Source organism: Mesorhizobium prunaredense, assembly GCF_900156895.1.
In the GTDB taxonomy this organism is placed as follows: domain Bacteria; phylum Pseudomonadota; class Alphaproteobacteria; order Rhizobiales; family Rhizobiaceae; genus Mesorhizobium; species Mesorhizobium prunaredense.
The window spans coordinates 112,741-135,141 of sequence record NZ_FTPD01000006.1; the positions used below are offsets into that span (position 1 = coordinate 112,741).

Sequence of the window (22,401 nt, forward strand, 5' to 3'; positions counted from 1 at the left end):
ATGCCCCCTCTGGAATTGTTGTCGAATGCGTTTGGTGATGTTCAAGCCAGCGTCACGCCGGCATCGCGCATTCGGTTCAGCATCGTCTCGAGTGAGCCATTGAGATCGATGCCGCGGCAGGCGTCGAGCCGCACTGTCGTTTGAAAGCCGTGCTTGACCGCGTCGAGCGCCGAGAAGGCGACGCAGTAATCGGTCGCCAGGCCGACCAGGGTCAGCGTGTCGATGCCGCGCTCCTTGAGATAGCCGGCAAGGCCAGTCGGCGTCGCATGGTCGTTCTCGAAGAAAGCCGAATAGCTGTCGATCTCCGGGCGGAAACCCTTGCGGATCACCAGTTCGGCCCTGGTCCAGGCAAGGCCGGAATGGAAATCCGAACCCAGGCTGCCCTGGATGCAGTGGTCGGGCCACAGCGTCTGCGGGCCATAGGGCATCTCGATCGTTTCGAACGGCTGCTTGCCGGAATGATTGGAGGCAAAGCTCGAATGGCCGGCGGGATGCCAGTCCTGCGTCAGCACGACATGTTCGGTCCGCCGGACCAGGTCGTTGACCAGTGGCACGATCTCGTCGCCGCCGGCCACCGCCAGCGCGCCGCCCGGACAGAAATCGTTCTGCAGGTCGATGATGACAAGCGCTTCGTCGGCCATGGAGCCTCCCTCTTGTTTGTCCCGGAGGCATGAAGTCTGCCGAAACGTGGAATCCGGTGTTCGAACCCGCCGAAAATGCCGCTGACGCAACGGATGCAGAAACTTGACCAGATGGCCGGCTGCGTCAACCTCCAACGGCATAACAAATGCGTGCCGTCGCGGCGATACGGGCGCCGGCGCGAAACTCTGGCTTTGACAATTCCTGCCGGCTTGATATCATTTGCATACGAATGAATTTGACCGGCTCGGACGCCGGCAGGTTCCTTCGGGAAGCCCCTCTCGAGGAGGCCCATTTTTCTGGGAAGGCAAAGCGTGATCCGTTACGCGAAACCCACCACCATAGACGAGGCGCTCACTTTGCTTGGCGAGGCTTCGTGGAGCATCCTTGCCGGCGGCACCGATTTTTATCCGACGCAAGGAGCCAAGCCTTTTCGCGAAAACGTCCTCGACATCAACGGTCTGGCGACGCTGCGCGGTATTGCTGAGACCGACAGCCATTGGCTCATTGGCGCGCGCACGACCTGGACCGATCTTGTCCGTTATCCGCTGCCGGCGGCTTTCGACGCGCTGAAGCAGGCGGCGCTGGAAGTCGGCTCCGTCCAGATCCAGAACGTCGCCTCTGTCGCCGGCAATCTCTGCAACGCCTCCCCGGCGGCCGACGGCGTGCCGGCGCTGCTCGTCCTCGACGCCGAGGTCGAGCTGCGCTCGGTGGCGATGGTCCGCCATCTGCCGCTGGAAAAATTCATCCTGGGGAACCGCCGCACGGAACTGCAGCCGGGCGAAATGGTCACCGCCATCCGCGTGTCGAAAAACGCAGCCACCGGCACGTCGGCTTTCGAAAAACTCGGCGCGCGCCGCTATCTCGTCATTTCCATAGCCATGGCGGCGGCTCGCTTGACCATTGAGGATGGCATCGTCAGCAACGCCGCCGTCGCCGTCGGCTCCTGTTCGGCGGTTGCCAGGCGTCTTGCAAGTGTCGAAGCAGCTTTGCGCGGCCTCCCGGTCAACGGCGCTCTCGTCGCTGCGATCCAGTCCGCATCGATGGACGAGCTTTCGCCGATCGACGACGTGCGCGGCAGCGCCGAATACCGGCTGGACGCCGCGCGCGAGATCGTCGCACGTGCCGTACTCGGTGCCGCGGGTCACGCGTCGGATGACAAGGCGGTGGCCGCATGAGCAAAGCTCAGCCTGGCATGACCAAAGTTCAGCCTGGCATGAGCGGAGCTCAGCCTGGCATGAGCGGAGCTCAGCCTGGCATGAGCATGGAGCGCGCCGACATCGCCTTTGAGGTCAACGGCGCCGCCGTTTCTGTCTGCGTGCCGCCGGTTCGCCGTCTCTCTTCGGTGCTGCGCGACGAGTTGCGCCTGACCGGCACCAAGGTCGGCTGCGACGCCGGCGACTGCGGCGCCTGCACGGTGCTTGTCGACGGCGAACCCGTCTGCGCCTGCCTGATGTCTGCGGCTTCTGCCGCTGGCACCGTGGTGACCACGGTCGAGGGTCTCGCCAACGGCAGATTGTCGGCGCTGCAGGCCTCGTTCCTCGTCCATGGCGCGGCGCAATGCGGCATCTGCACACCCGGCCTGCTCATCGCGGCGACAGCGCTTCTGGACAGCAACCCCAATCCAACCGAGGCCGAAACCCAGGATGCCCTGGGCGGCGTCCTCTGCCGCTGCACCGGCTATCGCAAGATCGTCGCTGCGGTGATGGATGCTGGACGGTTCGCGAGCGCTTCGACGGACGGCGCTGCCCCTCATCCGCCTGCCGGCACCTTCTCCCCGTATAGTGACGGGGAGAAGGGACAAGTTTCAGCGCCGGCGACCCCTTCTCCCCGTCTTTCACGGCGAGAGGGTAAGGGCGACGGCCAGCACCAGCTGCAGCGGCTGGACCTCGACCGCAGAATGCCAATCTCAGGCCACGCCGTCGGTTCCTCTCCGATCAGGCTTGACGGCCTGCCGAAAGTCACTGGCGGCGAAAAATTCGGCGGCGATTCCTTTCCGGCCGAAGCGCTGGCGGTGCTGGTGGTCCGCTCGCCGCATTATCACGCCCGCTTTGCCTTCGGCGATCTCGACGCCTGGGTGAAAGTCCATCCCGGCATCGTCGGCGTCTTCACCGCTGCCGACGTTCCGGGAAAGAACTGCTTCGGCGTCATCGCGCCTTTTGCCGACCAGCCGGCGCTGGCGGAAAATTTTTCGCGCTTCCGCGGCGAGGCGGTGGCGCTGGTTGCCGGCGAGCGCGAGGCCATCCTCGATCTCGACCTTGCGGATTTTCCTGTTCGTTGGATCGAGTTGCCGCACCTCCTGCAGCCTTGCGAGGCGCAGGCCGGCGGCGCAGAACTGATCCACGAGAACCGGCCGGCAAACCTGCTCACATCAGGCTTTGTCGAGCGCGGTGACCCCGAAGCCGCCCTTGCCGGCGCTGCCTTCATCGTTTCGGGCGCCATCGACACGTCCTATGTCGAGCACGCCTATATCGAGCCTGAGGCCGGCTGTGCCTATATGGACGGCGACACGCTCGTCGTCGTCGCCTGCACGCAGGCGCCCTACATGGACCGCGACGACGTGGCAAAAGTGCTTGGCCTTGCCGTCGACAAGGTGCGTATCGTGCCGACCGCCACCGGCGGCGGCTTCGGCTCCAAGCTCGACGTTTCGTTGCAGCCGCTGATCGGCCTGGTCGCGATGAAGACCGGGCGGCCGGCAGCGCTCGCCTATACCCGTCATGAATCGATGATCTCGACCACCAAGCGTCATCCCGCCGAAATGAAGGCGACGATCGGCGCCGATGCCGACGGCCGCGTCACCGGCATGATCTTCGCCGGCGATTTCAATACCGGCGCCTATGCGAGCTGGGGACCGACCGTCGCCAACCGCGTGCCGGTGCATGCCTCCGGTCCCTATGCGACGCCGAATTATCGGGCCGAGGGCCGCGCCATCCACACGAATGGGCCGATCTCCGGCGCCTTCCGCGGTTTCGGCGTGCCGCAGGCGACGATCATGCAGGAAACGCTTTATGACGAGCTGGCCGAGAGGCTCGATCTCGACCGGCTCGATTTTCGCTTGAAAAACTGCCTTCGAAACGGATCCGAAACGGTCACCGGCCAGAGGCTGGAATCGGGCGTCGGCATCGCCGAGTGCCTCGAAGCGCTGCGGCCGCATTGGATGCGTGCGCTCATCGATGCCGATACATTCAACAGTGCCAATGACAGCAGGAAACGCGGCGTCGGCGTCGCCTCCTGCTGGTATGGGTGCGGCAACACCTCGCTGCCCAATCCGTCGACCATCAGGGTCGGCATCTCGGCTGAAGGCGATGTCGTCCTGCATCAGGGTGCGGTCGATATCGGGCAAGGTTCGAACACGGTCATTGCCCAGATCTGCGCCGACGCGCTCGGCCTGCCGCTGGAAAAATTCCGCCTGAAAAGCGCCGACACGGCGATCACGCCGGACGCCGGCAAGACGTCAGCCTCGCGCCAGACCTTCGTGACCGGCAAGGCCGCCGAAAAAGCCGGCCGCGCCTTGCGCGATACGATGCTGCGCTTCGCCAATGTTTCGGAAAAAGCGGCGATCGCTCTCGAGGGCGCAAGCCTGGCCATCCGCGAGGGCGAAGCGACACGGCATATCGATTTGTCCACGCTGAAGGCCGATGCCGATGGCTTGGTCTTTCGCGCCGAGGAAAGCTATGACCCGCCGACGCTGCCGCTCGACGCCAAGGGCCAAGGCAAGCCTTATGCCGTCTATGGCTACGGCGCGCAGATCGCCGAACTGGAGGTCGACCTCAAGCTCGGCACGGTCAAGCTGGTCAAGATCACCGCCGCGCATGATGTCGGCAAGGCGATCAATCCGCTGCTCGCCGAAGGCCAGATCGAGGGCGGCATCGCGCAAGGCATCGGCATGGCGCTGATGGAGGAATACATCCCCGGCCGCACCGAGAATCTGCACGATTACCTGATCCCGACGATCGGCGACGTGCCGCCGATCGAGACCATCCTGATCGAAGTTCCGGATCCGGAAGGACCCTTTGGCGCCAAGGGGCTGGGCGAGCATGTGCTGATCCCGACGGCACCGGCGATTCTCAATGCCATCCGCCATGCCACCGGTGTCCTGGTCTGCAAAATTCCGGCGACGCCGAGCCGCATCCGCGCCGCGATACGCGACAAGGAGGCACGCCGATGAGTGAGCTTGCCGAACGCTTCGAGACGCATGATCCCGGCGAGAAGCAGGTGGCGGAAAAGATCCGCTGCGATGCCTGCCCGGTCATGTGCTACATAGCAGATGGCCGCACCGGCGCCTGTGATCGCTACGGCAATGTCGGCGGCAGGATCGTGCGGATGGATCCGCTGACCATCCTCGACCACGCGACCGAGGCCGGCGGCGCGGTCGTGCCGTTTGTCGCCGAGGGCGAAGAATGGGACGGCGAACTGGTCAACACCGGCCGCCGCTTCGTTACCGCGATCGGCGCCGGCACCACCTATCCCGACTACAAGCCGGCGCCTTTCATCGTCAGCCAGGAGGTCGAAGGCGTCGATCTCGTCACCGTCGTCACCGAGGGCATCTTCTCCTACTGCGGCGTCAAGGTGAAGATCGATACCGACCGTCATATCGGCCCCGAAACGGCGACGGTGCGCGCCGGAGGCGAGGCGATCGGCCATGTCACGACAGGCGAATATGGCTCGCAGATGCTGTCGCTGGGTGGCGTGCATCATCTGACCGGCGGCTCCAAGACCGAAGGCCGCGCCACCTGCGATGCGCTGCTCAATCTATGCAACCGCAAGCCGGTCGAGCTCACGATCGACGGCGGCGCTGTGGTCATCGTCGAAGCCGGCAAGCCGCCGGTCATCGACGGCAAGCTCGAGCAGCGGATGCGCGTCGGCTGCGGCTCGGCCACCATCGGCATGTTCGCCACCCAATGGCGCGGCCTGGTCGACGAGGTGGTGGTGGTCGACGACCACATCACCGGCGTCGTCTCCGAGCATCAGGCAGGCAAGGTGCTCGGCTGGCAGGACACCGGGATAAAAATCGTCGGCCGCCGTTCGACGCCGGGCCGCTATTTCAAGGTGTCGGAGCCCGGGCTCGGCTGGGGCGGCACCAGTATTTCCGACCCGCTGTCGATCCTTGGTGAGTGGAATGCGAAGAAGGGCGCGCGTCCCGGCCTGTCGCTGCTGATGGTCTCGACCACCGGCGAGCAGTTCGCCTATTACGAGCTCGACGACGCGTTGAAGCCGGTGCAGAAACCGTTCCCCGAGCGGCTGCAGAAATCCGTCGGCCTGATCGAGGACAATTGCGAGCCGGCGCTGTGCACCGTGCTGTTCGTCGGCGGCGCCGGCGGCTCGCTGCGCGCCGGCGTCACCGAGAACCCGGTCAATCTGACCCGCTCGGTGCAGGGCCTGACGACTTATGTGACGGTCGGCGGCGCGCCGGTCTATGTCTGGCCGGGCGGCGGCATCACGCTGATGGTCGACGTCACCCGCGTGCCGCAAGACGCCTTCGGCTATGTGCCGACGCCGGCGCTGGTGGCGCCGATCGAGTTCACCCTGCGCCGCGACGACTATATCAGGCTCGGCGGCTACGAAGCCGAAATCCGCAGCGTTGACGACATTTTGGCCAAGGGCGGCGAGTATCTCAACCCGCGCCGCGGCACGGCTGCGCCGGCCAGCAATCCGTGGCCGCCGCTGGCGCAGTTGCGGCGCGCAGCGGGCAACGGAGCCAAGTGATGAACGGCCCGCAGGCACATTGGCTTGAGGACGGCAGGCGACTGCATCTCAATCATGGCCCGATCGACCTGATCATCGAGGCATTCGGCGAAGCGGACGAATGCCGCGCCGCCTATGGCCAGGCGGTGGCGCGGTTTCAAACAATCCTGTCGGAGCTCGTCGACGAACTGCCAGAGCTGCGCCGCCCGGCCTCGTCACGGCCCCGTGCTTTTCCTGGCTCGACGGCGCGTCGCATGGAAGCGGCGGTTGTTCCGCTGGCGAAACAATTCCTCACCCCGATGGCTGCGGTCGCCGGTTCGGTAGCCGACGAAATGCTTGGTGCGCTGCTGGCCGGCCGCCGGCTCGATCGCGCCTATGTCAACAATGGTGGTGACAGCGCGATCCATCTCGGCAACGGCCGGTCCATGACGCTTGCCATTGCCGGGACGGGCCATGGACTGGCAGACCGGATCACGATCCGTGCCGAAGACGGAATCCGCGGCGTCGCGACCAGCGGCTGGCGCGGCCGTTCCTATTCGCTCGGCATCGCCGACGCAGTCACCGTGCTGGCGCGGACCGGTGCTGAAGCCGATGCCGCTGCGACCCTGATCGCCAACGCCGTCGACCTGCCCGGTCATGGCGCCATCGAGCGCGTGCCGGCGCGCGATCTGGCGCCGGACAGCGACCTTGGCGATCGCCTGGTCACCCAAGCCGTCGGTGCGCTTTCCTCCAGGGAAATAGCCGCCGCGCTCGACCGTGGGATCGCCGTCGCCGAAGATTTTCGGCGACATGGCCTGATTGCCGCTTCAGCCTTGTTCCTTGCCGGTCAGGCACGGATCGCCGGCCCCATGGCGCTCGTTGCGCCCAACGAGAAATCAAGGAAGGAAATTGCCCATGCCTGAGTTTGCGATCCGCAAGATTGCCGTGCTGACCGAGGAGATATTTCATGAGGGCGGGCCGGTGGCGAAGGTGCCGCGCCGCCGCGCCGCGGCCATGGCGGTGGTCAACAACCCATTCGCCGGCCGTTACGTGGAAGACCTCCAGAGCGCCATGGACGATCTGAAGCCGCTCGGGCTGCTGCTCTCGGACAAGCTCATCGCCGCATTGGGTGGCGACGTGAAACAGATCGACGGCTACGGCAAGGGCGCCATCGTCGGCATCGCCGGCGAACTGGAGCATGGCGCGCTGTGGCATGTGCCTGGCGGCTATGCCATGCGCGAGCGGCTCGGCGACGCCAAGGCGATCGTGCCATCGGCAAAGAAGGTCGGCGCCTTCGGCTCGCGGCTCGACGTGCCGCTCGGCCATATCAACGCCGCCTATGTGCGCAGTCATTTCGATGCCATCGAGGTCGGCATCAGCGACGGGCCTCGTCCCGACGAGATCCTGTTCTGCCTCGCCATGACCTGCGGCCCGCGCGTGCACGACCGCATGGGCGGCCTCGCGGCAAAGGACATCAAGGCGTGGGACGGACTGCGGTGAGCGCCGAAGACGTCAAGCTCAAGCTGGTCGAGGCCGAGGAGCCGGACGAGCACGATTACCGCCTGCAGGAGCAGGTCGGCTTCATCCTGCGCAAGGCGCACCAGCGCCATGTCTCGATCTTCGCCGCACACATCGCCGACCTGACGCCGCCGCAATTCGCAGCCCTGGCCAAATTGCACGATGTCGGCGAGACCTCGCAGAACCAGCTTGGCAGCCTGATCGCCATGGACGCGGCGACGGTGAAAGGTGTCATCGACCGGCTCAAGGCGCGCGGCCTGGTCGAGCTTTCCAAGCATGAGGTCGACAAAAGGCGCCTGCTGGTCAATCTGACCGCTGAAGGCCGCAATGCCGTCGAGCGGCTGATCCCGATCGCCCGCGACATCACGCAGGAAACGCTGGCGCCGCTTTCGGCCAGGGAGGCGGCGATTTTCATGAGGCTTTTGGCCAAGCTGGCGTGAGCGCGGCCTTGGTTACCCTAGGCCGTAAGAGTCCGCATTTTCGGATACTTAGCCGAGTGAACTTGTTCGGCCTGCGCTGCCCCTCATTGCCCTGCCGGGCATTTCTCCCCGTATAGTGACGGGGAGAAAGATGCTGTCATCGACGGTTTCGCCAATCACCAGCGTTGCAAAAAGGTTGCCGGCGCCGCGGCCAGTCCCTTCTCCCCGTCACTATACGGGGAGAAGGTGCCGGCAGGCGGATGAGGGGCAGCGCTACGCTATGCCCCTCATGCCACCGTCTCCGGTGCCTCAAAGGCCATGCGCCTGATGATCCGCAATTCATGCCGGCCACTGGGCGCGTCGCTGGGGGCGATCGCACAAAGCGTCAGCGCGTAACACGCCTTCGCAGTCTCGCAAAAAAGTCAGGCCGCTTCCGACAGCGATTTGTGGACGTCGGCCAGGATCTCGAAGGATCGCACCCGCGCTGCGTGGTCGAAAATCTGCGCGGTGACCATCAGCTCGTCGGCGCCGGTGCGCCGCACGAACGCCGCGATGCCTTGCCTGACCGTTTCCGGGGCGCCGACGACGGCGCAGGACAGCGCTTGGCCGAGCATGGTTTTGGCCATCGCGTCGAGGTTGCGCTCATATCCGTCGACCGGCGGCGGCAAGCGGCCGGGCCGGCCGGTGCGCAGATTGACGAAGGCCTGTTGCAGCGAGGTGAACAACAGCCGCGCCTCGGCGTCGGAGGGTGCAGCGAACACGTTGAGGCCGAGCATCACATAGGGCTTGTCGAGCTGTTTCGACGGCTGGAAGCGCGAGCGGTAGATCTCCAGTGCGTGGTCGAGTTCGGCCGGTGCGAAATGCGACGCGAAGGCGTAGGGCAGGCCGAGCATGGCAGCGAGCTGCGCGCCATAGAGGCTCGAGCCCAAAATCCAGATCGGCACCTGCTCGCCCTCGCCGGGCACGGCGCGGATACGCTGACCGTCTTCGGCCGGCTGGAAATAGCTCATCAATTCGACGACATCCTGCGGAAAACTGTCGGCGCCGGCCTCAAGGTTGCGGCGCAGCGCGCGCGCCGTGCCCATGTCGGTGCCAGGCGCCCGGCCGAGGCCGAGGTCGATGCGGCCTGGATGCAATGCGTTGAGTGTGCCGAACTGCTCGGCGATGACCAGCGGCGAATGGTTGGGCAGCATGATGCCGCCGGCTCCGACGCGTATCGTCGTGGTGCCGCCGGCGACGTGGGCAATGACGACGGAGGTGGCGGCGCTGGCGATGCCCGGCATGTTGTGATGCTCGGCCAGCCAATAGCGCCTGTAGCCCAGCCGCTCGGCATGGCGGGCGAGATCGAGCGAATTGGCGAGCGATTGCGAAGCGTTGCTGCCTTCGACGATCGGCGACAGGTCGAGAACGGAAAGAGTGGTCATAGGCGGGGATCCTGTGGACCGGAGGGATGTAGGAAGCGACCGCCACGGCCGCAAATTCAAAAAATTGAACCGACACCGCGCCTCCAGGCAGCGCAAGGACGCCCTGGCATTTTGAATCCGAGGGACCCCTTTCCGGAACTTGTCCCGGTTCTCAAATCACGCGCCCGCCGCTTTCTCGGTGTCGGAAATCTCTTCGTCCTCAACCGCCGTATGCTGCGCTGCCAGGAAATTGCCGACATGGCTGAGGCCGTCGAAATGATCGCAGAACACCTTGATGACGACCAGCAGCGGCACCGCGATCAGCGCGCCGACGAAACCCCACAGCCAGGACCAGAAGGCAATTGCAATGAGGATTGCCACTGCATTGATCTCGAGGCGGCGGCCAACCACCGTCGGTGTCACGAACTGGCCTTCGATGACATCGCACAAAATGACGAAGGCTGGCGCCAGCAGCGCATAGGAGATCGTCTCGAAGCTGATCAGTGCGATGACGGTGACCAGCGTGATCGTAATCAGCGCACCGATATAGGGCAGGAAATTAAGCAGAGCCGCTGCTGCGCCCCAGACCTGCGCGTTGGGCACGCCGAGGGCCCACAGGCCGAGTCCGATGACCACGCCCAGGCATGTATTGATGACGGCGACGGTAAGCAGATAGTGCGAGATTTCACGTTCGACATCATAGACGACGCGCAGTGCCCGCTTCTTTTCGCTGAGACTGGGGAAGGACTGGACAATCTTCTCATAGAACATCGTGCCGGAGGCGAGCAGGAACAGCGACAGGACGAAGACGATGGTGATGCTGGTGCCCGCCGACAGCACATTGCCGGCGGCTTGCGAGAGGATGCCCGATGGCGCCATGGCCACCCTTTGAACGCCAGGCTCCTGGGACGTCTGCGTCAGTCCCTCTATCTGGCGCAAAATCTCCACGATCCTTTCGAACGGACGGCGCAGTTGCGCCAGACGTTCCGCAAGCTGCTGGCCGATCGACGCGGTGTTGTTGATGAGGTCGATGACCGGGCCGCTGAGCAGATACCCTGCGACGGCGATGACGCAGAACGACAGCAGCACCAGCAGTGTCGCCGACATCACATCGGGCATGCCGTGCTTGCGCAGGAAGCGGACGATCGGCGTCAGCGTCAGCGCCAGCAGGAAAGCCAGTATGACCGGCATGAAGAAGGCACGGGCGAAGTAGAGCGCGTAGATCGCCATGAGGATGAAGATGCCAAGGAGCACCGAACGGATCAGACGCACGTCCGCACGCGCCTCGACGCGCGGATCCGGGCTCTCGGCAGCGCCCGAAACGGCGGGTTCGGCTTTCATTCTGGCCCTCGGCGGGTGTACGCTGTTGGCGGAAACGCCTTTGCGGCTTCAAGGTTCCGTTGGAGCGACGCGTCCACTTCGACGCTCAAAGTACGCTCTAACGCTTTGAATCTACCATCGGCCCGAAAATCGATTCCGATTTGCGGCCGATGCGTTAGCCGGCGCTAACGATGACCTTAGCCCTACGACCTTGCCGGCGAATCAGGCGGCCGGCGCTGCCACGGCAGGGGTAGCCTTCGCCGTTTCCTTGCGCACGATCGGTGCCACCTTGGTGCCGTAGAGTTCGATCGCCTTCATGATTTTGGCGTGCGCCATGGTGCCGATCGCCATTTGCAGCAGGAAGCGGTCGTTGCCGAATATCCTGTGCTGGGCAACGATCTTTTCGGCCACCTGTTCTGGGTTGCCGACGAACAGCGCGCCGTTCGGGCCGCGCGACTGGTCGAAATGTGCTCTCGACGTCGGACCCCAGCCGCGCTCGCGGCCGATGCGGTTCATCACCTCGGCCTGCGGCCCATAAAAATCATTGGCCGCCTGGTCGGTGGTCTCGGCAATGAAGCCGTGCACGTTGAGGCTGGTGGCCAGATCAGCCGGATCGTTGCCGGCCCGTTTGGCCGCCTCCCTGTAAATATCGAACAGCGGCGAGAACCGCGCCGGCTCGCCGCCGATGATGGCCAGCGCCAGCGGCAGGCCGAGCGCGCCGGCCCGCGCGGCGGATTGCGGCGTGCCGCCAATCGCGATCCAGATCGGCAATCTGTCCTGGAACGGGCGGGGATAGACGCCGCGATCATTGATCGGAGCGCGCAGCCTGCCCGACCAGGTCACTTTGACATGATCGCGGACGGCAAGCAGCAGATCGAGCTTTTCGGCAAAGAGCTCGTCATAGTCTTCGAGATTGTAGCCGAACAGCGGAAAGGATTCGATGAACGAGCCGCGCCCGGCCATGATCTCGGCCCGGCCGCTGGATAGAAGGTCGAGTGTCGCAAACTGCTGGAAGACACGAACCGGATCGTCGGAGGATAGCACGGTGACCGCGCTGGTCAGCTTTATGCGCCGGGTGCGTTCGGCCGCCGCGGCCAGGGCCACGACCGGCGCTGAAGCCGCATAATCGGGACGGTGATGCTCGCCCAAGCCAAACACGTCGAGGCCGACCTGTTCGGCCAGCTCGATCTCTTCGATCAGGTTGCGCAGCCGCTCATGCGCACCGATGGCGCCTGGGCCTGGTTCCGGGCTGACGTCGGCGAAGGTGTAGAGACCGAGTTCCATCATCTGTCATCCTGGTGCTTTTGTTCTGGTGTTTTGTTTTTCGCGCTACAGGTAGCGACCAGTCCGCCGCGCCGCCAGAGGGTCGGATGGTGAACAGTGCATGTCCGTTTCAGCCGAATTCAGCCGAAAAGGCGTCTCCCGACTGCAACAGCTCAGAATTTCATGGCTGGCATACCGTTTTGGCGCTTGAACTCTGGGTTTTCACGCGTATGTAAGCCTCGCAAATTGACTCCAGGGAAGTGGACTTGGCTATCTATAGGGAAAAAGACGTTTTCGAGCGGCGCAATGCCGCAAACGAGGCAAAGAAGGCGCTTCTCGAGCGCTTCAAGGCAAAGCCGGCAGCGGACGATCCAGCGGTGCTGGCACGACAGGCCGAGCGCAAGGCGATCCTCGAAGCCCGTGCGATACGCGAGGCCGAAAAGGCCAGGCTGAAGCAGGAAAAGCTGGCGCGCGAAGCGGCCGAAAAGGCCGAGCGCGAAGCTGCTGCCGAAGCGGCGCGTATCGCTGCGGAAGAAGCGGCGCAGGCGGAAGCGAAGATCCGGGAAGCCGAAGAGAACGAGCGCATCGCTCGTTTGCTTGCCGACGAGGCCGAGCGCAAAGCCAAGCGCGACGCGCGCTATGCGGCGCGCAAGCAGCGCACCGGCAGGACGCCTCCGGGCTTTTCCGCTCGCTAGCGCTCCTACAGCGCGATTTCACGAATCAAATTCAGGGCCGCCTTGCAGCGGCCCTGAAGGCGTTTGTGCTGCTGCCTTGCTGCAAAACTAGGTCGCGAGTTTCAATCCCGTGATGCCGCAGAAGATGAGTGCGATGCAGGCCAGCCTGATCGCGGTCGCAGGCTCACCGAGCAGCCAGATGCCAAGCAGCGCCGTGCCGACGGTGCCGATGCCGGTCCACACCGCGTAAGCCGTGCCGACCGGCAGCGTCTTCAGCGCCAGTCCGAGCAAGGCGAGACTGACGGCCATCGAGGCAACCGTCAGGACGGTCGGAAGCGGCTTCGAAAAGCCGTCAGTGTATTTGAGGCCGATCGCCCAGCCGATCTCGAACAGGCCAGCGAAGAAGAGAAGAATCCACGACATCGGAACGCTCCATTGGATTGCGGGTCGTCCCGGTCTTTTTCGGAAAGCGCAAAGTCGTATTCGCCGCATTGAATTAGAAATTTCGGGTGCCCAATCAACAGCAGCGCCGACGGCACTTCAGGACCAATCGCTGCATGTCGATGGTCCTGAAATGCAGTCGGTCATGACTTTGCGCCGAAACGCCGAGGCTTACTTGTCCTTGAGTTTGGTCGCCTTGACGGGCGGCGCTTTCAGGGTCGGGGCAGCGGCAGGTTTCTTCGCGTCCTTCTTCGGTTTGCGAGCTTCTTTGCCCGCCTTCATCGCACCTTTAGCCATGATTCGTTTCCTCCAATTTTGGCAAGCGAAATGAACCAAGAGAAACGCCCGACCGCAAGAGGCATAATCTGGCGCCGGCGCCAGCCGTTGGCTGTCAACCGTTTCTAATTCGCTCGTAAACCGCGCTGGTCCGTGCGATAATCTTTTTGCACTGCAGCACAAACCCGTGCCTTCGCCGGGTAATGATCCGGCAGGCCGGTCAGGACGACAATGCGAATCCACATCGGCTGCGAGATGAGCTTCGACTTTCCGCAGGAAACGCCGCTGATCGCGATGCTCAACGTTCACTATTCCCGCGCGTCCGATCTCGAGCGGCCGGATTTCCTGACTTCGAACCCACCGGTGCCGATCGAGAGCTACCGCGACAGTTTCGGCAATTGGTGCAATCGTCTTGTCGCCCCGCCCGGACGCTTTACCGTCGGCACGGACGCGGTGATCCGCGATTCCGGAAGCTTCGAGATGGGTGATCTGATGGCGTGGCAGCACGAGGTGCGCGACCTGCCGTCCGACACGCTGCTGTTCCTGCTGCCGAGCCGCTATTGCGAGAGCGACGTGCTGGCGAACGAGGCGTGGCGGCTGTTCGGCCACTCACCGCTCGGGATTCCACGCGTGCAGGCGGTCTGCGATTTCGTCCACAACCACATCATCTTCAACTACGGCAACGCGCGGCCGACGCGCACGGCAGCAGAGGCCTATCGTGAGCAAAGCGGCGTCTGCCGCGACTTTGCCCATCTCGCCGTCGCCTTCTGCCGCGCCTTGAACATCCCGACGCGCTATTGCACCGGCTACATCAGCGACATCGGCTTGCCGAAACCGTGGTCGGACATGGACTTCGCCGCCTGGATGGAGGTCTATCTCGGCGGTCGCTGGCATGCCTTCGATCCGCGCAACAATGCGCCGCGCATCGGCCGCATCCTGATCGCCTCCGGCCGCGACGCAGCCGATGTGCCGCTGACCCATATTTTCGGGCCGGGCACGCTGGCCGGTTTCAAGGTCTGGACTGATGAGATCATCGACTAGAGCAATTCCAGGAAAAGTGTGAAACGGTTTTCCGTCCGGAATTGCGCAAAAAACAAAAAGGTAGAGCGGTTCGGCGTTTCCGTGAAACGATCAACGCTCTAGGCCGTGTGGACAGTTACCGGAACCAAACCACAAGACCATAGCCGCGAGAGTGACAACGCGCGGTAATTGCGGGCGGGTTGCGACCCGGCGGAACTGCTTGAGTTTGGAGAAGCAGCACTCGACGAGATGACGCATAGAAGTGCCCTGACAAGTGGGACAGTTTCTAGTGGCGGCCTACTTAGATTAGCTTGCACTGTAGTGGCACTTGCTAAAGTCGAAAATGCGGTCAGACGTTCAAGAACCTAAAAAGCGGCGGGCTTGCTTCGGATGGTTAAGGCCAAGAGCGCCTCCGAAAGCCGTTTCTTTGCCCGCTCGACCCCGTTCTCGTCGATTGCCTCAACATCGAGGAACAAGTCGAGGCCAGTCGCGTGCTCGCTGATGACCTGAGGGCGCTGGGCCAGTTCACCCAGGAGGCCCTCGACTTCGTAGGGGACAACCTCCCGGCTGATCCCCTTCATGGCAATCGGTGCTAACGGACGCGCCCGGACAAGGTCGCGGACGAGCGCGTAAGTCTCATAGCTGAGGCAGATGCCGCCGGGCTCGGCAATCGACTGCAGACGGGCCGCCAAGTTTGCTTCGGCTCCGATGATCGTGTAGTCCATCCGATCATCGGAACCGAAGTTCCCAACATTGCAATAGCCCGTGTTGATGCCCATGCGAGCTCGGAAGGGCCGTTCAACTCCGCGGTCACGCCACACCCTGTTCAACTGCTCCAGCCGACGCTGCATGTCGACAGCCATGCGCAAGCAGGCTCTCGCGTCTTCCTCGATGCCTTGCGTCTCCGGGTCTCCGAAGAACACGAGAAGCGCGTCGCCGATGAACTTGTCGACGGTGGCGCCGTGTTTGAGCGCGATCGTCGACATCTCGGTGAAGTACTCGTTGAGGAGAACCGTCAGGTCCTCGGGCTGGAGCCGTTCCACGATCGCGGTGAAATCCTTGACGTCGGAGAAAAAGATCGTGAGCTTCTTGCGCTCGGTCGCGATGGTGACGTCCTTCTGGCCGCTGAAGATGCTTTTGTAAATTTGAGGCGAGAGGTATTTGGCGATCTTCAATGAAATCGCGGCCAGGAAGTCGTTTGCCTCGGAAAGCTCTTTATTGATGCCCTGAACCAAGGCGGACTGCCGACGCTGCAGGAGAATGAACGTCAGGCCCGCCGCCGCCGCGAAGCCGAAATATAGGAGCAGATATTTGAAAGCGAGGACGTTCGCAGCGATGGGCTGATTGACTGATATCTCCTGGATCCCTCGGACATCCCCGACTTTCCAGTCCGTCTTGGGGCTGTCCGGGTGTGAGTTATGGCAGGTCACGCAGACTTGTCCCATCACAACCGGGGCCGCGGCGCGGACGTGCCGGTCAAACAGCGAACCCGAGACTTCGATGATCGGCTCCCTCGGGTTGGCGCGCAAAGCAAAGATTGCATTCCGCTCGAATGTATCGAGCTGGTGGGGGTCGCGACCTTTGAAAGGTAGATCCGAGACAAACCGATATTTGACGGACCCGTCGTGAGCGCTGATGCGCTTGCCGAGTTCGATCGAGAGGGTTGCTGGAATAGGGATTGCGCCTGGCACATCCCGGTAGTTATGCGTCGCGGTCACGGCGTCGTCTGCTTGCAGCACGCGTCCCACGACTTCGCTGCCGTAGAATCCGCGCATTTCGTCGATGATCCGGCTGATTTCGCTGGCTTGCGTGCGCAGCATCCGTTCCGATAGCTCTCGGAGATCGAGCCAGGCTGCGACGGGCAGACCTATAAGGCCGATGACCACTGCCGCCATCAGGAGCGGTCCCATGGTGCGCTGCTGACGCGCAATCTGTTCACCCAGTCCAGCCATGGTGCAAACGCCCGGCAGTCATTAGTATCTGAATTATAGCTCATTCCCGGCAGGGTACTAGCGTCAGTCTTGGTTCGATGAAAACACGTCAGCCCTGCAACGACGCACCGATCTTGAGCGGTTGTTGCCAAGCGCCCACCCTCACAGCGGATTTCGCATTCTGGCGCTAGACGGGCAGTGAATCAGTGAAGGGGAGTAGCGAAGTCGGTTGTGGCCCGGAATGCGCTCCGCGATAACCGCTCAGGGGTCAGAAGTTCACCTCTGGCAAGGTTGAGACTTCTGCGGCCGGGGAGCGCGTCGGGAAAGAAAGTGTCCCGCGAAGCGTATCCTTCGGCGCACGGGCAACTGTGGACAGTTCTCACGCTTGGGGAAGGAACGCTCAAAGCCAATGTCCGACTCACTAGGGCTTCGGCGTATCGCTTTGAACGACTGGACGGCTCGTGCGTTGTGCTGCGTGTGGAGCTTCGGCGCATGGATCGATGGGCTCACAGCGCATTGAAACGAGGCGATACACCATGGCGGCGCATGGCGGGTCTCGAAAGTGATCTACGCGGCGCTCGCCGCACATACTATGTGTCCAAACGGGCGCACCTCGCTCAAGCATTGCCGAACGGATTTTGGGAGGAATGAAGATGAAGATCGACGGCGGGTGCCATTGCGGCGCTATCACCTACGAGGCGGAAGTCGATCCGGAAAAGACCAGTATTTGTCACTGCATCGATTGTCAGCAGCTGACCGGAACAGCGTTTCGGGTGACCGTGCCGGCGCAGGAGGAGCGCTACCGGATCACCAAGGGCACGCCGAAAATCTACATCAAGATCGCATCGAGCGGCGCCAGGCGCGCCCAGGCCTTTTGCGGCGAGTGCGGTTCGCACCTCTATGCCACGTCGGTTGGCGACGGGCCGAAAGTCTACGGCATCAGGGTCGGCACGGCGCGGCAGCGCGAACAACTGATCCCGAGAAAACAGATCTGGCACCGCTCGGCGCTGCCTTGGCTGCCGGAGTTCGAAGGCACAATGATCGTCGAGGAGCAATAGCGCCGGATCCGGCCACCAAGCTTCGGCACGATGTCTCACTCGTCGCCTTCGACGACCCTAAGTCTCAGCTGACCGGTCTTGGAGTCGGCGACGCGCGCACCCGCTTCGGCCTTCGCGCCGCCCCCATATGTCGTCTCGGCCGATCCGGCGTCGCCCTCCGTCGGCTGCGCGCCGAACTCCAGCGCTTCGATCTTCTGGCCGCGCTTGGTCACCTTCGACGTCGAGACGAGTATATCGTCGATATCCTTGGCCGACTGGCCGAAATGGCTCTGCAGCTTGCGCACCCGCTCGTCGAGGCGCGAGACATCCTCCATCAGCCGGATGACTTCGCCCTGGATCAAATGCGCCTGCTCGCGCATGCGGGCGTCCTTGAGGATCGCCTGGATGACCTGGATCGACAGCATCAGCAGCGAAGGCGAGACGATGACGATGCGGGCGCGGTGCGCCTTGTGGACAATCCCCTCGAAATTCTCGTGGATCTCGGCGAACACCGATTCCGACGGCACGAACATGAAGGCGGTGTCCTGCGTCTCGCCCTGGATCAGGTATTTTTCGGAAATATCGCGGACATGCACCTCGATATCGCGCCGAAACGCTTGTGCTGCGGCCTTCTGCAAATCGACGCCTTCGGCGGCACGGATGGCGTTCCAGGCTTCCAGCGGAAACTTGGCGTCGACGGCAAGCGCCGGCGCGCCGTTCGGCATCTTCACCAGGCAGTCGGGCCGGCTGCCGTTCGACAAGGTCGCCTGGAATTCGTAGGCGCCGTGCGGCAGCCCGTCGGCGACGATCGCCTCCATGCGCGACTGGCCGAAGGCGCCGCGCGTCTGCTTGTTGGAGAGGATCGCCTGAAGCTGAACGACCTGGCCGGCCAGCGACTGGATGTTGCCCTGCGCGATATCGATGACCGCCAGCCGCTCCTGCAGTTTGGCGAGGCTCTCATGCGTCGATTTCGTCTGCTCGGTCATGGTCTGGCCAAGACGGCCGGTCATCGCGTCGAGGCGTTGGCCGATCGACTGTGTGAGTTCGGCCTGCCGCGCCCCGAATACTTCGGCGATGGCGCCCATTCGGCCCTGCATTTCGGCCTGGCTTTGCAAGATGCCGGCCATCCGCGCCTCGGCGTCGCGGGCATGGTCGGCGGCTTCCGCGGCAGCTACCGCACGCGCCTTGGCCGACCGCCACAGCGCGACGACCAGCGCCACGAACAGGCCCAGGAACAGGATCGCGCCGAATGCCAGTGCGTGGCCGAGCGTGATCGTGGTGGCGCCGAGCCGAGCGATTGGTTCGGACAGGATAGTGGTCAGGTCGTTCATGTGGGACAGCATAGATGATTCGGCCTGACGGCACAGATCAAAACGTGAACGGCGCTTCAATTGCCCCGGTTGACGCTTTCCGTGCGACGTCTTAGGTGAGACGCCATGTCGATCAAGCCTCTCATCATTCTTCCCGATCCCGTCCTGCGCCAGGTTTCAAAACCGATCGAGCGCGTCGACGGCGCCTTGCGCAAACTCGCCGACGACATGCTGGAGACCATGTACGATGCGCCGGGCATCGGCCTGGCGGCGATCCAGGTCGGCGAACCGTTGCGCATGCTGGTGATCGACCTCGCCAAGGAAGACGAGACGCCGGCGCCGCATGTCTTCATCAATCCCGAGGTCCTCGACAGCGCCGATCAGCGCTCGGTCTACGAGGAGGGTTGCCTGTCGATCCCGGATTACTATGCCGAGGTCGAGCGCCCCGCCGCCGTACGGGTGAAATATCTAGATCGCGACGGCAAGCTGCAGGAGATCGAGGCCGAAGGGCTGATGGCGACCTGCCTGCAGCATGAGATCGACCATCTCAACGGCGTTCTGTTCATCGACCACATCTCGAAGCTGAAGCGCGACATGGTGGTGAAGAAGTTCAAGAAGCTCGCCAGGGACAAACCATCAGGCAGCAAGGCGCCGGGCAAGTTGGTGGGATAGGGCTCAAAAATGCCCCTGCGCGTCATCTTCATGGGTACGCCCGAATTCTCGGTGCCGACGCTGCGGGCGATCGCGGAAGCCGGGCATGAGATTGAAACCGTCTATACCCAGCCGCCGCGCGCCGCCGGTCGCCGCGGGCTGGAACTGACGCCGTCGCCGGTGCAGCGCGAGGCCGAGCGGCTGGGCCTCGAGGTACGGACGCCGGTGTCGCTGAAAAGCGAGGCCGAGCAGCAGGCGTTCCGCGCCTTGCGGGCCGATGTCGCCGTGGTCGTCGCCTATGGATTGCTGTTGCCTAAACCAATTCTCGAGGCGCCGCGGCTCGGCTGCCTCAATGGTCACGCGTCGCTGTTGCCGCGCTGGCGCGGCGCCGCCCCTATCCAGCGCGCCATCATGGCCGGCGATACCGAGACAGGCATGATGGCGATGCGGATGGAAGAGGGCCTGGACACCGGCCCGGTGGCGATGGTTGAAAAATGCGTCATCGGCCCCGATATGACGGCGGGCGAACTGCATGATCGGCTGATGCACATTGGCGCCGCGCTGATGGCGGAAGCGCTGGCTCGGCTGAAACGGGATGCCCTGACTTTTACCGCACAGGCGACGGAGGGGGTGACCTACGCCAAAAAGATCGATAAAGCGGAGACGCGCGTGGACTGGACGCGGCCTGCTGTCGAAGTCCACAATCATATTCGCGGCCTGTCGCCCTTTCCCGGCGCATGGTGCGAGATCGAAATTGGCGGCCGCCTGGAGCGGCTGAAACTGCTTCGCTCGACGCTTTCGCAAGGTGCCGGCGAGCCGGGAGGAATTCTCGACGACCGGCTGACGGTCGCCTGCGGGTCAGGCGCGATCAGGTTGGTCGAAGTTCAACGTGCGGGCGGAAGGCCCATTGCCGCGCAGGAGTTTCTGCGCGGGGCCAAGCTCGAAAAAGGAATGAAATTCTCATGAGCATGATGTCGATACGCGCGGCAACGCCGCGGGACCGCGAGGCGATCCGCCTCGTCGAGGAACACGCATTCGGCCAGCAGGCGGAGGCCGGATTGGTCGACGCGCTGGTCACCGGCGGCGATGCCGTCGTCGAACTGGTGGCGGAAGAAGATGGACAGGTGGTCGGCCATATCCTGTTTTCGCGGCTTTACGTGCAGAACGGCGGCAAGAGCTTTCCGGCGGTGGCGCTGGCGCCTCTGGCGGTCGAGCCGTCATTCCATGGCACCGGCATCGGCGGTGCGCTGGTCCGCGAGGCGCATATCCGCCTGAAGGATGCAGGCGAGGTGCTGGCGGTGGTGCTTGGCGATCCCGCCTATTATGGCCGCTTCGGCTACAGTCACGCGCGCGCCGAAAAATTCGAAAGCGAGTTCCAGGGCGACGCGCTGCAGGCGCTGGCCTGGGGCGAAGCGCCTGAGGCCGGCAAGCTGGTCTATGCTTCGGCTTTTAGCTCCGCGCTCGCCGCCTAAACTCATCCTGCTTAGGAATGCCGCGTTTTCGCCTCGACATCGAATATGACGGCAGCCTCTATGCCGGCTGGCAGCGCCAGGCAGACCAGCCTTCGGTGCAGCAGGCGATCGAACAGGCGATCGAGAAATTCTGCGGCGAACAGGTCTCGCTGCGCGGCGCCGGCCGCACCGATGCCGGCGTCCACGCGACCGGTCAGGTGGCGCATGTCAATCTCGTCAGGGCGTGGCCTGATGACAAGGTGCGCGATGCCGTCAACGCCCATCTGCAAGCGGCCAAGGCGCGCATCGCCATCCTCAACGCGGCTGTGGTGCCGGACAGCTTCGATGCGCGCTTCTCAGCGATCGGCCGCCACTATCTCTACCGCATCGTCAACCGGCGCGCGCCGGCGGCACTCGACAAGGGCAAGATCTGGTGGGTGCCGAAGCGGCTCGACGCCGAGGCCATGCACGATGCGGCAAAGGTGCTGCTGGGGCGGCATGATTTCACCACGTTCCGCTCGACCCAGTGCCAGGCCGACAGCCCGGTCCGGACGCTCGACCGGCTGGATGTCAGTCGGCTGGGTGACGTGATCGAAGTGCGAGCCTCGGCGCGCTCGTTTCTGCACAATCAGGTGCGCTCGATGGTCGGCTCGCTGAAGCGCGTCGGCGAAGGCGGCTGGACAATTGCCGACCTGAAGGCGGCGCTCGACGCGCGCGACCGTGCAGCCTGTGGCCAGGTGGCGCCGCCCGATGGGCTTTTTCTCGTTGGGGTAGATTATCCGAAGGTCGACTAATTCGGCGCACCGATGCCGAGCAGCGCCTGCAGCACGAACAGAACGACAAGCGACGCCACGAACATTCCGGCAAAGACAGCGCTGCCGACAGCCGCGCCCCTGCCGATGGCGACGTTTGTCATCCGCCAGGTCAGGATCATCGATAGCGCGAACAAAAGCAGCGACGCCAGTACGGCGAACTCGTTGGTGGACGGCAGGAAAAGCCTGATCAACGCCGCTGGCAGCATCATCCAGGCGATGATCGCCGACGCCCAGTTGCTGGCGACGACATAGTGGACGAAGCGCCCGCCAATGCCGGCGCGCGGCGCGACGAGGGCAAGGCCGACAAGCGGCAACACCCAGACGCTAATGTCGACCGTCGCCAGACGAATCAGCATGCTGAAGCGTCCGGCGAATGCATTCGGATCGCCGATCTCGTTGGCGACGCCGACCCAACCGACGATCAGCGCCGGTGCCGCGACGACGACGGCGAAGAAGGAATTCCAGAAACCATCGGCCGAAAGGTCGAACTGGCGCAGCCCATCGGCCTTGCCGAGCATCAGTCGCCAGGCGCCGTTCAGTGAAGCATAGGTTTCATCCGACGAAAGCAT

22 protein-coding genes are annotated in these 22,401 nt (G+C 63.6%); 13 read left to right on the forward strand and 9 right to left on the reverse strand.

What is annotated here, in order from left to right:
• Positions 1–41: 41 nt before the first annotated feature.
• Positions 42–641: a bifunctional nicotinamidase/pyrazinamidase gene (pncA, locus tag BQ8794_RS06280; RefSeq protein ID WP_077374496.1), complete on the reverse strand. Its 600-nt coding sequence runs from the start codon at positions 639–641 to the stop codon at positions 42–44.
• A 312-nt stretch (positions 642–953) separates the two neighbouring features.
• Between pncA and BQ8794_RS06285 the strand changes: the two genes are divergently transcribed.
• The 6 genes from BQ8794_RS06285 (at position 954) to BQ8794_RS06310 (ending at position 8,261) form a co-directional block, all read left to right on the forward strand.
• Positions 954–1,817: an FAD binding domain-containing protein gene (locus BQ8794_RS06285; protein WP_077374497.1), complete on the forward strand. Its 864-nt coding sequence runs from the start codon at positions 954–956 to the stop codon at positions 1,815–1,817.
• An 80-nt stretch (positions 1,818–1,897) separates the two neighbouring features.
• Entirely contained in the window at positions 1,898–4,807 is a 2,910-nt protein-coding gene (locus tag BQ8794_RS06290; RefSeq protein WP_244554878.1) for a molybdopterin-dependent oxidoreductase, read from the forward strand.
• Positions 4,804–6,345 carry a 6-hydroxynicotinate reductase gene (locus BQ8794_RS06295; RefSeq protein WP_077374499.1) on the forward strand — a complete coding sequence of 514 codons (1,542 nt, stop codon included), beginning with the start codon at positions 4,804–4,806 and terminating at the stop codon, positions 6,343–6,345. Before BQ8794_RS06290 ends, BQ8794_RS06295 begins: the two co-directional genes overlap by 4 nt.
• Entirely contained in the window at positions 6,345–7,226 is an 882-nt protein-coding gene (locus BQ8794_RS06300; protein WP_077374500.1) for a UPF0280 family protein, read from the forward strand. The genes BQ8794_RS06295 and BQ8794_RS06300 overlap by 1 nt, the downstream gene beginning before the upstream one ends.
• Complete coding sequence (locus BQ8794_RS06305) at positions 7,219–7,803, forward strand: amino acid synthesis family protein (RefSeq protein ID WP_077374501.1); 585 nt, start codon at positions 7,219–7,221, stop codon at positions 7,801–7,803. Before BQ8794_RS06300 ends, BQ8794_RS06305 begins: the two co-directional genes overlap by 8 nt.
• Positions 7,800–8,261: a MarR family winged helix-turn-helix transcriptional regulator gene (locus tag BQ8794_RS06310; protein WP_077374502.1), complete on the forward strand. Its 462-nt coding sequence runs from the start codon at positions 7,800–7,802 to the stop codon at positions 8,259–8,261. The genes BQ8794_RS06305 and BQ8794_RS06310 overlap by 4 nt, the downstream gene beginning before the upstream one ends.
• A gap of 401 nt (positions 8,262–8,662) precedes the next feature.
• On the opposite strand, the gene BQ8794_RS06320 is transcribed toward BQ8794_RS06310, so the two are convergent.
• From BQ8794_RS06320 to BQ8794_RS06330, 3 genes are all read right to left on the reverse strand, one after another.
• Complete coding sequence (locus tag BQ8794_RS06320; protein WP_077374503.1) at positions 8,663–9,664, reverse strand: LLM class flavin-dependent oxidoreductase; 1,002 nt, start codon at positions 9,662–9,664, stop codon at positions 8,663–8,665.
• A 156-nt stretch (positions 9,665–9,820) separates the two neighbouring features.
• A complete protein-coding gene (locus tag BQ8794_RS06325; protein WP_077374504.1) occupies positions 9,821–10,984 on the reverse strand; it encodes an AI-2E family transporter in 1,164 nt (387 codons plus the stop codon).
• Between the two features lie 201 nt (positions 10,985–11,185).
• Positions 11,186–12,247: an LLM class flavin-dependent oxidoreductase gene (locus BQ8794_RS06330; protein ID WP_077375140.1), complete on the reverse strand. Its 1,062-nt coding sequence runs from the start codon at positions 12,245–12,247 to the stop codon at positions 11,186–11,188.
• A 245-nt stretch (positions 12,248–12,492) separates the two neighbouring features.
• Here BQ8794_RS06330 and BQ8794_RS06335 point away from each other — a divergent pair, with 245 nt between their 5' ends.
• Complete coding sequence (locus BQ8794_RS06335) at positions 12,493–12,921, forward strand: DUF6481 family protein (protein ID WP_023801556.1); 429 nt, start codon at positions 12,493–12,495, stop codon at positions 12,919–12,921.
• An 87-nt stretch (positions 12,922–13,008) separates the two neighbouring features.
• Here the strand turns inward: BQ8794_RS06335 and sugE are convergent, their stop codons facing one another.
• On the reverse strand, positions 13,009–13,323 hold the full coding sequence (gene sugE / locus BQ8794_RS06340) for a quaternary ammonium compound efflux SMR transporter SugE (protein WP_077374505.1): 315 nt from the start codon (positions 13,321–13,323) through the stop codon (positions 13,009–13,011).
• 189 nt (positions 13,324–13,512) lie between these two features.
• Positions 13,513–13,638, reverse strand: a complete 126-nt coding sequence (locus BQ8794_RS36960) for a hypothetical protein (protein ID WP_023801558.1) — start codon at positions 13,636–13,638, stop codon at positions 13,513–13,515.
• Between the two features lie 210 nt (positions 13,639–13,848).
• On the opposite strand from BQ8794_RS36960, the gene BQ8794_RS06350 reads away from it, so the two are divergent.
• Entirely contained in the window at positions 13,849–14,658 is an 810-nt protein-coding gene (locus BQ8794_RS06350) for a transglutaminase-like domain-containing protein (protein ID WP_077374506.1), read from the forward strand.
• A 344-nt stretch (positions 14,659–15,002) separates the two neighbouring features.
• On the opposite strand, the gene BQ8794_RS06355 is transcribed toward BQ8794_RS06350, so the two are convergent.
• Entirely contained in the window at positions 15,003–16,589 is a 1,587-nt protein-coding gene (locus tag BQ8794_RS06355) for an adenylate/guanylate cyclase domain-containing protein (protein ID WP_143744475.1), read from the reverse strand.
• 632 nt (positions 16,590–17,221) lie between these two features.
• On the opposite strand from BQ8794_RS06355, the gene BQ8794_RS06360 reads away from it, so the two are divergent.
• The gene (locus BQ8794_RS06360; RefSeq protein WP_077375146.1) at positions 17,222–17,626 is read left to right on the forward strand and encodes a GFA family protein; all 405 of its coding nucleotides are present in this window, start codon (positions 17,222–17,224) and stop codon (positions 17,624–17,626) included.
• A gap of 35 nt (positions 17,627–17,661) precedes the next feature.
• On the opposite strand, the gene BQ8794_RS06365 is transcribed toward BQ8794_RS06360, so the two are convergent.
• On the reverse strand, positions 17,662–18,936 hold the full coding sequence (locus BQ8794_RS06365; RefSeq protein ID WP_077375149.1) for a DNA recombination protein RmuC: 1,275 nt from the start codon (positions 18,934–18,936) through the stop codon (positions 17,662–17,664).
• A 105-nt stretch (positions 18,937–19,041) separates the two neighbouring features.
• Between BQ8794_RS06365 and def the strand changes: the two genes are divergently transcribed.
• The 4 genes from def to truA are packed head-to-tail and all read left to right on the forward strand — an operon-like array spanning position 19,042 to position 21,811.
• A complete protein-coding gene (gene def / locus BQ8794_RS06370; protein ID WP_077374507.1) occupies positions 19,042–19,587 on the forward strand; it encodes a peptide deformylase in 546 nt (181 codons plus the stop codon).
• A gap of 9 nt (positions 19,588–19,596) precedes the next feature.
• Positions 19,597–20,532, forward strand: coding sequence for a methionyl-tRNA formyltransferase (fmt, locus tag BQ8794_RS06375; RefSeq protein WP_077374508.1), 936 nt, complete (start codon positions 19,597–19,599; stop codon positions 20,530–20,532).
• Positions 20,529–21,038, forward strand: coding sequence for a GNAT family N-acetyltransferase (locus tag BQ8794_RS06380; protein WP_077374509.1), 510 nt, complete (start codon positions 20,529–20,531; stop codon positions 21,036–21,038). The genes fmt and BQ8794_RS06380 overlap by 4 nt, the downstream gene beginning before the upstream one ends.
• Before the next feature lie 17 nt (positions 21,039–21,055).
• Positions 21,056–21,811, forward strand: coding sequence for a tRNA pseudouridine(38-40) synthase TruA (gene truA / locus BQ8794_RS06385; protein ID WP_077374510.1), 756 nt, complete (start codon positions 21,056–21,058; stop codon positions 21,809–21,811).
• Here the strand turns inward: truA and BQ8794_RS06390 are convergent.
• Positions 21,808–22,401 carry a transporter gene (locus BQ8794_RS06390; protein ID WP_077374511.1) on the reverse strand — a complete coding sequence of 198 codons (594 nt, stop codon included), beginning with the start codon at positions 22,399–22,401 and terminating at the stop codon, positions 21,808–21,810. The genes truA and BQ8794_RS06390 overlap by 4 nt on opposite strands.

Excerpts from the sequence above, each read along its gene's own strand:
- pncA (WP_077374496.1), bottom strand. The coding sequence starts at position 641 with ATGGCCGACGAAGCGCTTGTCATCATCGACCTGCAGAACGATTTCTGT.
- BQ8794_RS06290 (WP_244554878.1), top strand. The coding sequence starts at position 1,898 with ATGAGCATGGAGCGCGCCGACATCGCCTTTGAGGTCAACGGCGCCGCC.
- BQ8794_RS06295 (WP_077374499.1), top strand. The coding sequence starts at position 4,804 with ATGAGTGAGCTTGCCGAACGCTTCGAGACGCATGATCCCGGCGAGAAG.
- BQ8794_RS06300 (WP_077374500.1), top strand. The coding sequence starts at position 6,345 with ATGAACGGCCCGCAGGCACATTGGCTTGAGGACGGCAGGCGACTGCAT.
- BQ8794_RS06305 (WP_077374501.1), top strand. The coding sequence starts at position 7,219 with ATGCCTGAGTTTGCGATCCGCAAGATTGCCGTGCTGACCGAGGAGATA.
- BQ8794_RS06320 (WP_077374503.1), bottom strand. The coding sequence starts at position 9,664 with ATGACCACTCTTTCCGTTCTCGACCTGTCGCCGATCGTCGAAGGCAGC.
- BQ8794_RS06325 (WP_077374504.1), bottom strand. The coding sequence starts at position 10,984 with ATGAAAGCCGAACCCGCCGTTTCGGGCGCTGCCGAGAGCCCGGATCCG.
- BQ8794_RS06330 (WP_077375140.1), bottom strand. The coding sequence starts at position 12,247 with ATGGAACTCGGTCTCTACACCTTCGCCGACGTCAGCCCGGAACCAGGC.
- sugE (WP_077374505.1), bottom strand. The coding sequence starts at position 13,323 with ATGTCGTGGATTCTTCTCTTCTTCGCTGGCCTGTTCGAGATCGGCTGG.
- BQ8794_RS36960 (WP_023801558.1), bottom strand. The coding sequence starts at position 13,638 with ATGGCTAAAGGTGCGATGAAGGCGGGCAAAGAAGCTCGCAAACCGAAG.
- BQ8794_RS06350 (WP_077374506.1), top strand. The coding sequence starts at position 13,849 with ATGCGAATCCACATCGGCTGCGAGATGAGCTTCGACTTTCCGCAGGAA.
- BQ8794_RS06355 (WP_143744475.1), bottom strand. The coding sequence starts at position 16,589 with ATGGCTGGACTGGGTGAACAGATTGCGCGTCAGCAGCGCACCATGGGA.
- BQ8794_RS06360 (WP_077375146.1), top strand. The coding sequence starts at position 17,222 with ATGAAGATCGACGGCGGGTGCCATTGCGGCGCTATCACCTACGAGGCG.
- BQ8794_RS06365 (WP_077375149.1), bottom strand. The coding sequence starts at position 18,936 with ATGAACGACCTGACCACTATCCTGTCCGAACCAATCGCTCGGCTCGGC.
- def (WP_077374507.1), top strand. The coding sequence starts at position 19,042 with ATGTCGATCAAGCCTCTCATCATTCTTCCCGATCCCGTCCTGCGCCAG.
- fmt (WP_077374508.1), top strand. The coding sequence starts at position 19,597 with ATGCCCCTGCGCGTCATCTTCATGGGTACGCCCGAATTCTCGGTGCCG.
- BQ8794_RS06380 (WP_077374509.1), top strand. The coding sequence starts at position 20,529 with ATGAGCATGATGTCGATACGCGCGGCAACGCCGCGGGACCGCGAGGCG.
- truA (WP_077374510.1), top strand. The coding sequence starts at position 21,056 with ATGCCGCGTTTTCGCCTCGACATCGAATATGACGGCAGCCTCTATGCC.
- BQ8794_RS06390 (WP_077374511.1), bottom strand. The coding sequence starts at position 22,401 with ATGCTTTCGTCGGATGAAACCTATGCTTCACTGAACGGCGCCTGGCGA.